Origin of the sequence: Pseudomonas sp. NPDC096917 (assembly GCF_044762555.1) — a bacterium.
In the GTDB taxonomy this organism is placed as follows: domain Bacteria; phylum Pseudomonadota; class Gammaproteobacteria; order Pseudomonadales; family Pseudomonadaceae; genus Aquipseudomonas.
The window spans coordinates 166237-179791 of record NZ_JBIWEO010000012.1; the positions used below are offsets into that span (position 1 = coordinate 166237).

The following is a 13555-nucleotide window of genomic DNA, read 5'->3' on the forward strand; positions in this document are numbered from 1 at the left end:
GCGCGAGAGTATAAAGCTCTGTGCGCCCGCTGTCCTGCTAGCGTATTTTTCCTTCACTGTGAGTGAGTTCTTCTTTGGAGAAGTCATCCACATCAATCACCTTGCGGCGAGCAGCTTCGGCAGTACGCAATGTTTGAGCTTCGCCCGCTTGCAGCACGCCTGCGTTCAGCGCCGTGTCGATGGACGATTCGCCCGGTACGGGTTTGAGCTGACCGCTTTTCAGCGCTTCGTGGAGTTTTTTGTGCAGCGGACGGGCCGCATTCAACAGGTCTGCCGCGTGTTGCAGGGCGCCCACGGCGTCTTCCGGTGATTGCGGGCGGTAGCAGCCTGCAAGTACCGCTTCCAGAGTCGGATCGCCTTTGGCGCGGCCCAGTACGGCGGCGACTTCCGCGTCCAGTGCATCGGATGGCCCGGTGTGGCGGCGGCCAAGCGGGAACACAACCCCGCGTAGCAAGAAGCCCAGAGGCCGACTCGGGAAGTTTTTCAGCAGTTCGTCCAGGGCCCGCTCCGAATGGCCAAGGCTTTCTTCCATGGCCCACTGGAACAGAGGATTGAGGTACTCGGGTGAGTCGAGGTCGTGATAACGCTTGAGCGCGGCAGAGGCCAGGTACATATGGCTCAAAACGTCGCCCAGGCGCGCTGACAAACGCTCGCGGCGCTTAAGCTCGCCCCCCAGCAGCATCATGCTCAGGTCGGCAAGCAGCGCAAAGGCCGCGGCCTGACGATTCAAGGCACGGAAGTAGCCTTGGCTCAATGGGTTGCCAGGGGCGTGTTCAAAGCGTCCCAGACCCAGGTTCAAGACCAGCGTGCTGGCCGCGTTGCTAACGGCAAAGCCGATATGTTTGAGCAATAGATCGTCAAACTCGATCAGGGCTTGATCTCGGTCTTCACGCGCGGCCAGGGCCATTTCCTTGAGCACGAACGGGTGGCAGCGTATCGCGCCCTGACCAAAGATCATCAAGTTGCGCGACAGGATATTGGCCCCCTCCACGGTGATGAAAATCGGCGCGCCCTGCCAGTTGCGGCCCAGGTAGTTGTTAGGCCCCATGATGATGCCTTTGCCCCCGTGCACGTCCATCGCATGGCTGATGCATTCGCGGCCGCGCTCGGTCAGGTGGTACTTGAGGATCGCCGACAGCACTGAGGGTTTCTCGCCCAAATCCACCGCGTTTGCGGTCAGCATGCGCGCGCTGTCCATCAGCCAAGCGTTACCGCCAATGCGCGCCAAGGCTTCTTGAATGCCTTCAAAAGCCGCCAACGGCACATTGAATTGCTCGCGCACCTGCGCGTATTGCCCGGTCACCAGGCTGGTGAACTTGGCCGCGCCCGTGCCGACTGCCGGCAGCGAAATTGAACGCCCGACCGACAGGCAATTCATCAGCATCATCCAGCCTTTACCGAGCATCTCCTGGCCCCCAATCAGGTAGCTGAGAGGGATAAACACGTCTTTGCCGGAGTTCGGGCCGTTCATGAATGCGGCGCCCAGCGGCAAGTGTCGACGGCCGATTTCAACGCCGGGAGTGTCGGTGGGGATCAGCGCCAGGCTGATGCCCAGGTCCTCTTTGTCGCCCAGCAAGTGCTCAGGGTCGTGTGCCTTGAACGCCAGGCCGAGCAGGGTGGCGACGGGGCCGAGAGTGATGTAGCGCTTTTCCCAGTTCAGGCGCAGACCGATAACTTCTTCGCCTTGCCATTGCCCTTTGCAAATGATCCCGGTGTCGGGCATCGCGCCTGCGTCCGAACCTGCCAACGGGCCGGTGAGAGCAAAACACGGAATGTCATCGCCGCGGGCCAGACGCGGCAGGTAGTGGTTACGCTGTTCGTCGGTGCCGTAGTGCAGCAACAATTCTGCCGGGCCGAGCGAGTTGGGTACCATGACGGTCGATGCCAGGTCGCCGCTGCGGGTGGCGAGTTTCATCGCGACCTGTGAGTGGGCGTAGGCCGAGAACCCCTTGCCGCCGAACGACTTGGGAATGATCAGTGCAAAGAAACCGTGGGTTTTGATATGGGCCCACGCCTCTGGGGGCAGATCCATCGCCTGGCCGATTTTCCAGTCGCTGACCATCGCGCACAGTTCTTCGGTCGGGCCGTCGATGAACGCCTGTTCTTCTTCGGTCAACTGCACCTTGGGGTAAGCCAGCAACTGATTCCAGTCAGGGCGACCACTGAACAGTTCGCCATCCCACCATACGGTCCCCGCGTCGATGGCATCGCGTTCGGTTTGCGACATCGGCGGCAGCGTTTTCTGAAACCAGCTGAACAACGGGGCGGTGAATAGCTTGCGTCGCAGATCAGGCAATAACAACAAGGCCGCAGGTGCTGCCAGCAACACCCACAACAGCACCAACACCCAGATCGGCGCATGGCTGAAGAAGTCCATTATCAGCAGGTAAATCGCTACCACGGCAATCGCCGTCAGGGGCGCAACGCGGCGATGAGCCAACCAGGCTACGCCAACGATCAAAACCACAATCCACAACAAAAGCATATCCAATCCTCCGTGAAGCCAAGCGGGCACCCATGTGAGCTTAGTCGCAACTCTTGAGCCAGGTCGTTCAATAGTGACCCTGTTCAAGAGGCGCAGTTCATCTTCACGGCGTAGACTGCTGCGGCGTCTATCAATCAGGAGTTGCATCATGCTGAAAGTGTGGGGTCGCAAGAATTCGTCAAATGTCAGAAAAGCTCTGTGGTGTATCGAAGAGTTGGCGCTGCCGTATGTCCGAAAAGATGCGGGTGGTGCATTTGGAGTGGTAAACAGCCCTGAATACCGGGCGTTGAACCCCAATGGCCAAGTCCCTGTGATCGATGATGATGGTTTTGTGCTGTGGGAATCGAACACCATCGTGCGGTACCTGAGCGCTCAATACGGATCGGATACATCGTGGTACCCGACGGATGTTCGGGTACGTGCGCAGGCTGACAAGTGGATGGACTGGACCACGTCGTCTTTCGCGGGTGCCTTCCGTGATGTGTTTTGGGGTGTCTTGCGCACGCCGGCCGAGCAGCAGGATTGGGACAAAATCAATGCCTCAATCAAAACCTGCGCCGCGTTGCTGGCTGTCCCTGAACAGGCGCTGTCTGAAAAGCCTTACCTGTCGGGCGATGAAATCGGCATGGGTGACATCCCGCTGGGGTCGTTCATCTACGCCTGGTTCGAAATGCCCATCGAACGCCCGTCATTGCCGCATCTGCAAGCCTGGTATGAGGGCTTGAAGCGGCGTCCGGCCTACCGCAATGCAGTCATGACTGCGTTGACTTAATAGCCATTATTAATACGGGCGACTGTACTTGTGCGACGAGGCCAAGCACCATGCAACGTGTTTAACGGCTTTGTCGGACTTGTCTTACTGACAGTTCGCCCTTATTGAGTCATCCCTCTTTCCCCCATCTTGGTGCGTAATCCGATATGAGTTCCGCTCTGTCCATACGGCAGCTAACCAAAACCTACGGCAACGGTTTCCAGGCCCTGAGTGGTATCGATCTGGATGTTGCCGAAGGTGACTTTTTCGCCTTGCTTGGCCCTAACGGAGCCGGCAAGTCCACGACCATCGGTATTCTCTCGACCCTGGTCAACAAAACCAGTGGCACGGTGAACATCTTTGGCCATGACCTGGACCGTAATCCGGCTGCGCTTAAGCGCAGCATTGGCGTGGTGCCGCAGGAGTTCAATTTCAACCAGTTTGAAAAGACCTTCGACATCGTCGTGACCCAAGCGGGGTACTACGGTATTCCGGCAAAAATCGCCAAGGAACGCGCCGAAAAGTACCTGACGCAGTTAGGGCTTTGGGACAAGCGCGATACGCCTTCGCGTTCATTGTCAGGTGGCATGAAGCGCCGTCTGATGATTGCCCGTGCACTGGTGCATGAGCCGCGTCTGCTGATTCTCGATGAGCCGACGGCGGGTGTAGACATTGAGCTGCGTCGCTCGATGTGGACCTTTCTCACTGAGTTGAATGAGCAGGGCACCACCATCATCCTCACCACGCATTACCTGGAAGAGGCTGAGCAGTTGTGCCGCAACATCGGCATCATCGACCACGGCACCATTGTTGAAAACACCAGCATGCGCCAGTTGCTGGGGCAGCTGCATGTCGAGACCTTCTTGCTTGATTTGAAAAATCCATTGGCGGTCGCTCCGCACTTGATCGGTTACCCGAGCCAATTGCTGGATGGCACCACACTGGAAGTACAAGTCGACAAAGTCGTCGGCATTACCGGTTTGTTCACTCAATTGGCCGCGCAACACATCGAAGTGGTGAGTCTGCGCAATAAAACCAATCGCCTTGAGGAGTTGTTCGTGTCGTTGGTCGAGAAAAACCTGACGAAGGTGGCGATATGAGCTCGGAGCTGCGCCCCAACCTGATTGCGTTAAACACCATCATTTATCGTGAAGTACGCCGCTTTACCCGCATTTGGCCGCAAACCTTGCTGCCACCTGCGATCACCATGGTTTTGTACTTTGTCATCTTCGGTAACCTGATCGGTCGACAAATCGGTGATATGGGTGGTTTCACCTATATGGAGTACATCGTGCCGGGTTTGATCATGATGTCAGTCATCACCAACTCCTACGGTAATGTGGTCTCGAGCTTCTTCGGCGCCAAATTCCAGCGCTCCATTGAGGAGTTGATGGTATCGCCGGTGTCGCCGCACACCATTCTGATCGGTTTTACCGTGGGCGGTATTCTGCGCGGTTTGATGGTCGGGGTGATCGTGACACTGCTGTCGCTGTTTTTCACCCATTTGCAAGTGCATCACTTGGGCCTGACCATTGTGGTCGTGGTGCTGACGGCGACCATTTTCTCGTTGCTGGGCTTCATTAACGCCGTCTTTGCCCGCAACTTCGACGATATTTCGATTATTCCGACGTTCGTGCTGACGCCATTGACCTACTTGGGCGGGGTGTTTTACTCGATTACCCTGCTGCCGCCGTTTTGGCAAACCGTGTCGCTGGCCAACCCGGTGCTGCATATGGTCAACGCCTTCCGCTACGGCATTTTGGGTGTCTCGGACATCAAGATCAGCGTGGCACTGACCTTTATGGTCGTGGCGACTGTCGTGTTGTACATCGCTTGCGCGAAGCTGCTGGTCAGCGGTCGCGGGATGCGTCAGTAACCGGGGATTAAACCAGTAGGAGCGAGCTTTTGATCCTTTTAAAGATCGCGAAGCCAGCTCGCTCCTACCGGCTACAGACGCATTAACCTTTTCGATTGTTTTTCCGGCGTTTCCATTGCCGATTCACCCACCATCGCCAGTACAGCATGGTGAGGCCGTAAGCCCCCCCTCCCAGCACCACGCCGCACACCACTGAACCCAACAAAAACGGCTGCCATACGGTCGAAAGCTGGCTGCTGATCCATTCCCACGTCAGTTCATCGGGCAAGCTGCGCGGGGGGACGTCCATCAGCCAAGCGCCGAGTTGGTAGGTGCAATAAAAAACCGGGGGCATGGTAATTGGGTTGGTCAGCCACACCAGGCTGACCGATATCGGCATGTTGCTGCGCACCGTGATCGCCAGGCAGGCGGCCAGCAGCATTTGGAAGGGGATGGGGATAAAGGCTGCAAAAATACCCACAGCCATCGCCCGTGAGGCCGAATGGCGATTGAGGTGCCAGAGGTTAGGGTCATGGAGCAGGGTGCCCAAGAAGCGTAAGGATTTGTGTTCCCTTATGCGGGCCGGATCTGGCATGAAACGTTTGATTAACCGCCGTGGCATAGGCTTCTCGCTCGGAGCAAGGGGGCAGTATGCCCAAATTTTGCAGGGTGACTATTCAGACTTTGTGACAATTTTTTAGTCTGCGATGCGTATTCACGACTAATCCGAAAGCAAGGATGACTTTGGATCGAGTTATGCACACAGGGATGTTGGCGCTGGCGTCGGGTTTGATTGCGTTGCGCTTTTTACCGGTGATACCCGCCGTTGAGTGGGTGCTGTTGGTGCTGGGAGCGGGACTGCTGCTGTTGGGCTTGCGCATTTACCCGGCCGGATTGTTTCTGTTGGGGCTGGGGTGGGCCTGTGTTTCGGGGCAGTGGGCGCTGGATGAGCGTTTGGCACCCGCGCTGGATGGTCGAACGCTGTGGGTTGAGGGGCGGGTTGTCGGCTTGCCGCAGCGCTCAGGGATGTCCGTGCGCTTTGAGTTACAAGGCGCGCAATCACGGCATGCTGAACTGCCCTCTACGCTGCGCCTGAGCTGGTACGGCGGGCCACCGGTCAACAGTGGCGAGCGTTGGCGACTGGCGGTCAGTCTCAAACGTGCCAAAGGGCTGTTGAATCCTCAAGGTTTTGATGTTCAGGCCTGGTTATTGGCGCAACGAGTGGGTGCCACAGGCACCATCAAAGATGGCCAGCTATTGGCGCCAGCCCGTCATGCCTGGCGTGACGGCTTGCGTCAGCGGTTGCTGCGCAGCGATGCCAATGGCCGAGCACCTTGGCTGGCGGCGCTGGTCATGGGCGACGGCTCGGGCTTGAGTCGCGAGGACTGGGCGCTGCTGCAAGCGACCGGCACGGTGCATTTACTGGTGATATCGGGCCAGCATATCGGTCTGTTTGCCGGGTTGATTTACGGTCTGGTCGCTTTGCTGGCGCGTTACGGTCTGTGGCCGCGGCGTCTGCCATGGCTGCCTTGGGCCTGCGGTCTGGCCTTTGCAGGGGCGTTGGGCTACGGCTTGCTGGCCGGTTTTGAGGTGCCGGTTCAGCGTGCCTGCGTGATGCTCGGGATGGTGCTGATATGGCGTTTGCGGTTCCGCCACTTGGGGGCATGGCTGCCTTTTTTAGTGGCGCTCAATGCGGTGTTGATCGCTGAGCCGCTGGCGAGCTTGATGCCTGGGTTTTGGTTGTCTTTCGCGGCGGTTGCGGTACTGATCTTTACCTTTGGCGGGCGTCTGGGCCCGTGGGGCTGGAAGGCTGTGTGGCTGCGGCCTCAGGGCTTGATCGCCGTGGGGTTGTTCCCGATGTTATGGATTCTGGGTTTGCCCATCAGCCTGAGCGGGCCGCTGGCCAACCTGCTGGCCGTGCCCTGGATCAGTCTGGTGGTGCTGCCCACCGCCTTGTTGGGCACCTTTCTATTGCCGGTGCCCTGGTTAGGTGACGGGCTGCTCTGGGTCTCGGGCGGTTTACTCAATGGGCTTATCCAGGGGCTGACGTTGCTGGCCGACACCGTCTCGCCTTGGTCTCCCGCCACGGTCCCGATCGGCGTATGGCTGCTGTGTGCGGCGGGTACGGTCATCCTGCTGCTGCCCGCCGGAATGGTGCTCAGACCGTTGGGTTGGCCCTTGGTGTTGCTGGCGGTATTCGCCGCGCGTGAACAGATCCCTCATGGCCAGGCCGAGGTCGTGCAGCTGGATGTCGGGCAGGGCTTGGCGATGGTCTTGCGTACGCGGCATCACACGCTGTTGTATGACGCGGGCCCTAAAGTCAGGGACTTCGATCAAGGCGAGCGGGTAGTGGTCCCGGCGCTGCGATCAATGGGCATTGGCACGCTGGATATGATGCTGCTCAGCCACGCCGACGCGGATCACGCGGGCGGTGCGCTGGCGGTGCAGCGCGCCATCAAGGTGAAGCGAGTAGTGAGTGGCGATGTGCCTGGACTGCCTGAGTCACTGCAGGCCCAACCCTGTGCGAGCGGGAGCCGTTGGGAGTGGGACGGGGTGAGGTTTTCGTTATGGCAATGGCCCGGTGCGACCGATGGCAATCAAAGATCCTGCGTGCTGCAGGTGGAGGCCAGCGACGAACGGTTACTTTTGACTGGCGATATAGACATCCAGGCAGAACGTGCCTTTATGGCCAGCCCGCTGGCCGTGCCCACGCAATGGCTGCAGGCGCCGCATCATGGCAGTCGCACCTCTTCTTCGGCGGTTTTTCTAAAAAAACTGTCACCGGCCACGGTCTTGATCTCTCGGGGGTACGGCAATACCTTTGGCCACCCGCATCCACAGGTGATGGCGCGCTATGAAGCACTGGGCATGGCAATCCTGGACAGCGCCGAGCAGGGGGCAATCCGTTTTCGGCTGGGTACTTATGGTGTGGCCGAAAGCCGGCGCGACCAGCGGCGGTTTTGGCGGGATTAAAAAGATCGTGAGACAAGCGCGCTGCTACAGGTGCCGTGTTCACCCCCCGTGTTTTGATCTGGCTTTTGATCTTAACCACGCCGGCCGATCGCGGCGAGCCCACGCAATGATGTCTAGGGTGAGTGCATCAGGTCGCAACCCTGCGCAGCCGTTACCGCCCAAGCCGCAGGGTTTTAAAAACGCCCCTATGGTAAAGTGGTGCACTTTTTCGAGGGGATTGTCACTGTGTGGGAACTGGTCAAATCCGGCGGCTGGATGATGCTGCCGATCATTCTGAGTTCTGTTGCCGCGCTGGGCATTATTGTCGAGCGTCTGTGGACCCTGCGCGCCAGCCGCGTGACCCCGCCGCACCTGCTCGGGCAGGTCTGGGTCTGGATCAAGGACAAACAGCTGGACAAAGAAAAACTCAAGCTACTGCGCGCTGATTCTCCGTTGGGTGAAATTCTGGCCGCTGGCCTGGCGAACTCCAGGCACGGTCGCGAGATCATGAAAGAGTGCATCGAGGAAGCCGCCGCCCGGGTTATCCATGAGCTTGAACGCTATCTCAATGCCTTGGGCACGATTGCTGCGATGGCGCCCTTGCTGGGCCTGTTGGGCACCGTATTGGGCATGATCGATATTTTCAGCTCTTTCATGGGGTCGGGCATGACCACGAATGCGGCGGTGCTGGCGGGCGGTATTTCCAAGGCGCTGATCACCACGGCGGCAGGCTTGATGGTGGGGATCCCTGCCGTGTTCTTCCATCGCTTCCTGCAGCGTCGAGTGGACGAGCTGGTTGTCGGCATGGAGCAAGAAGCGATCAAGCTGGTTGAAGTGGTTCAGGGCGACCGCGAAGTCGACATGGTTGGGAGCAAAGCGTGAAGTTTCGCCGCAAGCCACGAGAAACGGTCGACATTAACCTCGCGTCGCTGATCGACGTGGTGTTTATCCTGCTGCTGTTCTTCGTCGTGACCACCACGTTTACCCGTGAAACGCAGATGCGCGTCGATTTGCCGGAGGCCGTCAGCGGCACGCCAAGCGAAGACCAGAACACCCAGCCACTGGATATCGCCATCAGTGCCGAGGGGGGGGTTTCGGTGAACAATCAGTTACTGGCGAAAAACGATCTGGTGAGCTTGATGGACGCTTTGCGAACCGCCTCGGGGGGCGACACCAGTCTGCCGGTGTCGATCAGTGCAGATGGCAAGGCTCAGCATCAGTTCGTAATCACGGCGATGGACGCAGCTGGCAAGCTCGGTTTCAGTCATTTGCGCATGACCACTGTTGAGACGCAGGCGACTCCCTGATGGCCATGTCCGATCGTTTGTTGCGTGCCTGGTACAACGGCCACCCGTTGCTCAGATTGTTGAGCCCTCTGGAATGTCTGTATCGGCGCGTTGTTGAACGCAAGCGTGCACGGTTTGTGGCGGGTGAGGGCGATATTTATCGTCCGCCTGTGCCGCTGATTGTGGTCGGCAATATCACGGTGGGGGGAACCGGCAAAACGCCATTGATTTTATGGTTGATCGAGCACTGCCAGCGCAAAGGCTTGCGGGTCGGCGTGGTGAGTCGTGGCTATGGCGCCAATCCGCCATCCTTACCGTGGCGCGTCACGGCGCAGCAAAGCGCTGCGCAGGCGGGTGACGAGCCTTTGCTGATCGTGCAGCGCACCGGCGTGCCGTTGATGATTGATCCGGATCGCAGCCGTGCGGTCAAAGCCTTGCTGGCCAGCGAACCGCTGGACTTGATCCTGTCTGACGATGGTTTGCAGCATTACCGGCTGGCCCGTGACCTGGAACTGGTGCTGATCGACAATGCCAGAGGTCTGGGCAACGGTCATTGCCTGCCTGCCGGACCGCTGCGTGAGCCTGTCGAGCGTTTGGAGAGCGTCGATGCGGTGTTGTACAACGGCGCAGACTGCGACCCGCAGGCAGGTTTTGCCTTCAAGTTGCAACCCTCTGCGCTGATCAATCTGCGCAGCGGTGAGCGCCAGCCGCTGGACTTCTTTGCGCCGGGTCAAGCGCTGCACGCGGTGGCCGGGATCGGCAATCCGCAGCGTTTCTTCACTACCCTTGAAGCGCTACACTGGCGGCCAGTCGCCCACGCTTTTGCAGACCATGCGCCCTACAGCGCCGAGGTCTTGAGTTTTACGCCGTCACTGCCATTGGTCATGACCGAAAAGGACGCCGTGAAATGCCGCGACTTTGCGTCACCGCAATGGTGGTACCTGGCGGTTGACGCTGTTCCGTCAGAGGCGTTTGCCCTTTGGTTGGATCAACAGTTACAGCGTCTTTTGCCCTAATTCATCTTTAATTTCAGGGAACCCTTATGGACACCAAACTGCTCGACATTCTCGCTTGCCCCGTGTGCAAAGGCCCGCTCAAACTCAGTGCCGACAAAACTGAACTGATCAGCAAAGGTGCCGGTCTGGCCTATCCGATCCGTGATGGCATTCCAGTGATGCTGGAAACCGAAGCCCGTACCCTGAGCACTGATGAGCGTCTGGATAAATGATCCCGGTTTTTACAGTGGTGATTCCGGCGCGCTATGCGTCGACCCGCTTGCCAGGTAAGCCGTTGCAACTGATTGCCGGCAAGCCGATGGTTCAGCACGTCTGGGAGCAGGCCTGTAAAAGCAGTGCGCAGCGAGTGGTGGTTGCCACCGACGATGTGCGCATTGTTGAGGCGTGCAAGGCGTTTGGCGCTGAAGTCTTGATGACCCGAACTGACCATGAGTCGGGCACCGACCGTCTGGCCGAAGTCGCGACGCAACTGGGCTTGGCCCACGATGCCATCGTGGTCAATGTCCAGGGTGACGAGCCGCTGATCCCGCCGCAGGTGATCGATCAGGTGGCAATCAACCTGGCTGCTCACAGCGAAGCGAGCATGGCCACTCTGGCTGAGCCGATTGAAGCCATTGAACAGCTGTTTAATCCGAACGTGGTCAAGGTGGTCAGTGACATCAACGGACTGGCGCTGACATTCAGCCGCGCCACATTGCCGTGGGCCCGTGATGACTTTGCCCAGCAGCCGGACGTGCTGCCAGCCGGTGTGCCGTACCGTCGCCATATCGGCATCTACGCCTACCGTGCAGGCTTGCTGCATGACTTCGTCAGTTGGGGGCCGTGCTGGCTCGAAAACACCGAGCGTCTTGAGCAGTTGCGCGCCCTTTGGCATGGCGTGCGGATTCACGTCGCCGATGCGCTTGAAGCGCCACCCGCCGGAGTGGATACCCTTGAAGACCTTGAGCGCGTTCGGCGTTTGCTGGAGGCGTAATGCGCGTTCTGTTTGTTTGCCTGGGCAATATTTGCCGTTCACCCACCGCAGAAGGCGTATTGCGCCAAAAGTTACGTGCAGCCGGTCTGGCTGAGCGCATCGAGGTCGCCTCTGCGGGGACGGGCAACTGGCATGTTGGCAAGCCGCCCGATGCGCGCAGCCAGCGGGCGGCCAAGCGTCGTGGCTATGACCTGTCGGCCCAGCGCGCCCAGCAGGTCACGGCGATGGACTTTAATCGCTACGATCTGATTCTGGCGATGGACCAAAGCAATCTACGTGACCTTAAGGCGTTGCAGCCAGCGGGAGCGCTCGCTGAGCTTGATTTGTTTTTACGCCGTTATGCCGGGGTCAAGGACGAAGTGCCTGACCCTTATTACGATGGCGACCACGGTTTTGAAGAAGTGCTGGATCTGGTCGACCGAGCCTGCGATCTGCTGGTGATTGAGTTGAAGGGACGTTTATGAGTTTGCAGTTGCAAGTTGATGCGTCACTGAAGTCGTTCAACAGCTTTGGCGTGGAGGTACGGGCGAGCCTGTTTGCTGAGGCACACAACGACTTTGACGTGCGCGAAGCGTTGCAGTATTCGGTCGATCAACAGTTGCCGTTGCTGGTCATCGGTGGTGGCAGCAATTTGCTGCTCACCGGCGATGTTCACGCATTGGTATTGCGCATGGCCAGTCGCGGCATTCGGGTGCTTGAGGATGATGGTGAGCGGGTCGTGGTCGAAGCGGAAGCGGGGGAGGTTTGGCACGCTTTTGTGTTGTGGACCTTGGCGCAAGGCATGTCAGGCCTTGAAAACCTGAGCTTGATCCCTGGAACAGTGGGCGCTGCGCCAATGCAGAACATTGGTGCTTATGGGGTTGAGATCAAAGATGTCTTTGCTGGCCTGACGGCGCTGGATCGGCAAACCGGTGAGCTGCGTGATTTCACCTTGGCAGAGTGCACATTTGGCTATCGTGACAGCGTCTTCAAGCAGCAGCCGGGGCGCTGGTTGATTCTGCGAGTGAGATTTGCCCTGAGCCGGATGGCGCGTCTGCATCTGGAATACGGCCCCGTGCGTCAACGTCTGACCGAGCAGGGCATTGAACAGCCGACGGCCAGTGATGTGAGTCGCGCGATCAGCAGTATTCGCAGCGAAAAATTGCCGGACCCGGCGGTGCTGGGCAATGCCGGGAGCTTCTTTAAAAATCCGCTGGTCTCGGCGGTGCTGGCTGACGAGTTAAAACGTATGTACCCCGAACTGATTGGCTACCCGCAGGCCGATGGTCAGGTCAAGCTGGCGGCAGGCTGGTTGATCGAAGCCGCAGGCTGGAAAGGCTATCGTGAGCTGGATGCCGGTGTGCATCGTTTGCAGTCGCTGGTGCTGGTTAACTATGGCTCGGCCACGGGCATGCAGTTACTGGCGTTGGCGCAGCGGATTCAGGCGGATATCGAGCAACGGTTTGCAGTGCAGTTGGAGATGGAACCCAACGTCTATTAAGGGTTTGGCGCTGCTTGCGGTTTTAACGCCCACGGGATGATCAATGAAACAACTACCGCTCTGTGCGTTAGCGATAACTCTGGTGGCGTTGACCGGCTGCACGACTGCCCCGCCCAGAGACCAGAACAACCTCTGCAACATCTATCGTCAATACCCGGCCTGGTACAAGGACTCGGTGGCGATGCAGAGTCGCTGGGGTACGCCGCCCAACGTGGCAATGGCGATCATGAAGCAAGAGAGCAGCTTTGTTGCCGACGCGCTTCCGCCCCGCGCTTACGTGTTGTGGGTCATCCCGTGGGGGCGGGTAAGCCCCTCCTATGGGTACGCCCAAGCCCAGCCTCCTGCCTGGAAAGACTTTGAAAGAAGCATGGGCCGTTCGGGGGCTCGCGATAACTATGCCGATGCCATCATGTTCATTGGTTGGTACACAGCGGGTACCCAGCAGCAGTTGGGGATTTCCAAGTGGGATGCTTATAACCAGTATCTGGCCTATCACGAAGGGCGAGGTGGTTACAGTCGTAACACCTACCGTGCCAAACCCTGGCTGATGCAGGTGGCGAATAAAGTCCAGCAGCAATCGCAAACCTACGGCGCGCAACTTAACCAGTGCCGTGATGAGCTGGAGAAAGGCCGCCGCTCGTTTTGGTTCTTCTGAGGTAAGCGTGTCTAGTCCTGAAATAGGTTTACACCCATTTCAGTCTCAAAACGCCCGATGCACCGCATCGGGCGTTTTGTATTTCAATGCCAGATGTGGCCG

At 58.6% G+C, this 13555-nt stretch carries 14 protein-coding genes; 12 read left to right on the forward strand and 2 right to left on the reverse strand.

All coding sequences use genetic code 11. The features are described 5' to 3' along the window. Positions 1 to 37 precede the first annotated feature (37 nt). Positions 38 to 2485, reverse strand: a complete 2448-nt coding sequence (locus ACIQYF_RS16070; protein WP_402863620.1) for an acyl-CoA dehydrogenase — start codon at positions 2483 to 2485, stop codon at positions 38 to 40. Positions 2486 to 2633: 148 nt separating this feature from the next. On the opposite strand from ACIQYF_RS16070, the gene ACIQYF_RS16075 reads away from it, so the two are divergent. The 3 genes from ACIQYF_RS16075 to ACIQYF_RS16085 all read left to right on the forward strand — a co-directional run bounded on the left by ACIQYF_RS16075 (position 2634) and on the right by ACIQYF_RS16085 (position 5112). Beyond that, positions 2634 to 3257 (forward strand): glutathione S-transferase, encoded by a 624-nt coding sequence (locus ACIQYF_RS16075; RefSeq protein ID WP_402863623.1) that lies wholly within the window; start codon positions 2634 to 2636, stop codon positions 3255 to 3257. 146 nt (positions 3258 to 3403) lie between these two features. Further along, positions 3404 to 4336: an ABC transporter ATP-binding protein gene (locus ACIQYF_RS16080; RefSeq protein ID WP_402863626.1), complete on the forward strand. Its 933-nt coding sequence runs from the start codon at positions 3404 to 3406 to the stop codon at positions 4334 to 4336. Then, a complete protein-coding gene (locus tag ACIQYF_RS16085) occupies positions 4333 to 5112 on the forward strand; it encodes an ABC transporter permease (protein ID WP_402863629.1) in 780 nt (259 codons plus the stop codon). Before ACIQYF_RS16080 ends, ACIQYF_RS16085 begins: the two co-directional genes overlap by 4 nt. Before the next feature lie 82 nt (positions 5113 to 5194). Here ACIQYF_RS16085 and ACIQYF_RS16090 read toward each other — a convergent pair whose 3' ends face one another. Then, positions 5195 to 5713: a DUF2062 domain-containing protein gene (locus tag ACIQYF_RS16090; RefSeq protein WP_402863632.1), complete on the reverse strand. Its 519-nt coding sequence runs from the start codon at positions 5711 to 5713 to the stop codon at positions 5195 to 5197. Between the two features lie 146 nt (positions 5714 to 5859). Between ACIQYF_RS16090 and ACIQYF_RS16095 the strand changes: the two genes are divergently transcribed. From ACIQYF_RS16095 to ACIQYF_RS16135, 9 genes are all read left to right on the forward strand, one after another. Further along, positions 5860 to 8064 carry a DNA internalization-related competence protein ComEC/Rec2 gene (locus ACIQYF_RS16095; protein ID WP_402863664.1) on the forward strand — a complete coding sequence of 735 codons (2205 nt, stop codon included), beginning with the start codon at positions 5860 to 5862 and terminating at the stop codon, positions 8062 to 8064. A 225-nt stretch (positions 8065 to 8289) separates the two neighbouring features. Then, positions 8290 to 8925 (forward strand): MotA/TolQ/ExbB proton channel family protein, encoded by a 636-nt coding sequence (locus ACIQYF_RS16100; protein ID WP_402863667.1) that lies wholly within the window; start codon positions 8290 to 8292, stop codon positions 8923 to 8925. Next, on the forward strand, positions 8922 to 9350 hold the full coding sequence (locus tag ACIQYF_RS16105) for an ExbD/TolR family protein (RefSeq protein ID WP_402863635.1): 429 nt from the start codon (positions 8922 to 8924) through the stop codon (positions 9348 to 9350). The genes ACIQYF_RS16100 and ACIQYF_RS16105 overlap by 4 nt, the downstream gene beginning before the upstream one ends. Beyond that, positions 9350 to 10345: a tetraacyldisaccharide 4'-kinase gene (gene lpxK / locus ACIQYF_RS16110; protein ID WP_402863638.1), complete on the forward strand. Its 996-nt coding sequence runs from the start codon at positions 9350 to 9352 to the stop codon at positions 10343 to 10345. Before ACIQYF_RS16105 ends, lpxK begins: the two co-directional genes overlap by 1 nt. Positions 10346 to 10371: 26 nt before the next feature. Next, a complete protein-coding gene (locus tag ACIQYF_RS16115) occupies positions 10372 to 10557 on the forward strand; it encodes a Trm112 family protein (RefSeq protein WP_003442540.1) in 186 nt (61 codons plus the stop codon). Beyond that, positions 10554 to 11318: a 3-deoxy-manno-octulosonate cytidylyltransferase gene (gene kdsB, locus ACIQYF_RS16120; protein WP_402863643.1), complete on the forward strand. Its 765-nt coding sequence runs from the start codon at positions 10554 to 10556 to the stop codon at positions 11316 to 11318. The genes ACIQYF_RS16115 and kdsB overlap by 4 nt, the downstream gene beginning before the upstream one ends. Further along, on the forward strand, positions 11318 to 11782 hold the full coding sequence (locus tag ACIQYF_RS16125; RefSeq protein WP_402863646.1) for a low molecular weight protein-tyrosine-phosphatase: 465 nt from the start codon (positions 11318 to 11320) through the stop codon (positions 11780 to 11782). Before kdsB ends, ACIQYF_RS16125 begins: the two co-directional genes overlap by 1 nt. Further along, positions 11779 to 12798, forward strand: a complete 1020-nt coding sequence (murB, locus tag ACIQYF_RS16130; RefSeq protein WP_402863649.1) for a UDP-N-acetylmuramate dehydrogenase — start codon at positions 11779 to 11781, stop codon at positions 12796 to 12798. Before ACIQYF_RS16125 ends, murB begins: the two co-directional genes overlap by 4 nt. 43 nt (positions 12799 to 12841) lie before the next feature. After that, positions 12842 to 13453 (forward strand): hypothetical protein, encoded by a 612-nt coding sequence (locus ACIQYF_RS16135; protein ID WP_402863652.1) that lies wholly within the window; start codon positions 12842 to 12844, stop codon positions 13451 to 13453. The last annotated feature ends 102 nt before the right edge of the window (positions 13454 to 13555 follow it).

What these genes read in the sequence shown, in the direction of transcription:
- murB (WP_402863649.1), top strand. Translation starts at nt 11,779, where the DNA reads ATGAGTTTGCAGTTGCAAGTTGATGCGTCACTGAAGTCGTTCAACAGC.
- ACIQYF_RS16080 (WP_402863626.1), top strand. Translation starts at nt 3,404, where the DNA reads ATGAGTTCCGCTCTGTCCATACGGCAGCTAACCAAAACCTACGGCAAC.
- ACIQYF_RS16125 (WP_402863646.1), top strand. Translation starts at nt 11,318, where the DNA reads ATGCGCGTTCTGTTTGTTTGCCTGGGCAATATTTGCCGTTCACCCACC.
- ACIQYF_RS16095 (WP_402863664.1), top strand. Translation starts at nt 5,860, where the DNA reads ATGTTGGCGCTGGCGTCGGGTTTGATTGCGTTGCGCTTTTTACCGGTG.
- ACIQYF_RS16070 (WP_402863620.1), bottom strand. Translation starts at nt 2,485, where the DNA reads ATGCTTTTGTTGTGGATTGTGGTTTTGATCGTTGGCGTAGCCTGGTTG.
- ACIQYF_RS16135 (WP_402863652.1), top strand. Translation starts at nt 12,842, where the DNA reads ATGAAACAACTACCGCTCTGTGCGTTAGCGATAACTCTGGTGGCGTTG.
- ACIQYF_RS16115 (WP_003442540.1), top strand. Translation starts at nt 10,372, where the DNA reads ATGGACACCAAACTGCTCGACATTCTCGCTTGCCCCGTGTGCAAAGGC.
- ACIQYF_RS16075 (WP_402863623.1), top strand. Translation starts at nt 2,634, where the DNA reads ATGCTGAAAGTGTGGGGTCGCAAGAATTCGTCAAATGTCAGAAAAGCT.
- ACIQYF_RS16090 (WP_402863632.1), bottom strand. Translation starts at nt 5,713, where the DNA reads ATGCCACGGCGGTTAATCAAACGTTTCATGCCAGATCCGGCCCGCATA.
- lpxK (WP_402863638.1), top strand. Translation starts at nt 9,350, where the DNA reads ATGGCCATGTCCGATCGTTTGTTGCGTGCCTGGTACAACGGCCACCCG.
- kdsB (WP_402863643.1), top strand. Translation starts at nt 10,554, where the DNA reads ATGATCCCGGTTTTTACAGTGGTGATTCCGGCGCGCTATGCGTCGACC.
- ACIQYF_RS16085 (WP_402863629.1), top strand. Translation starts at nt 4,333, where the DNA reads ATGAGCTCGGAGCTGCGCCCCAACCTGATTGCGTTAAACACCATCATT.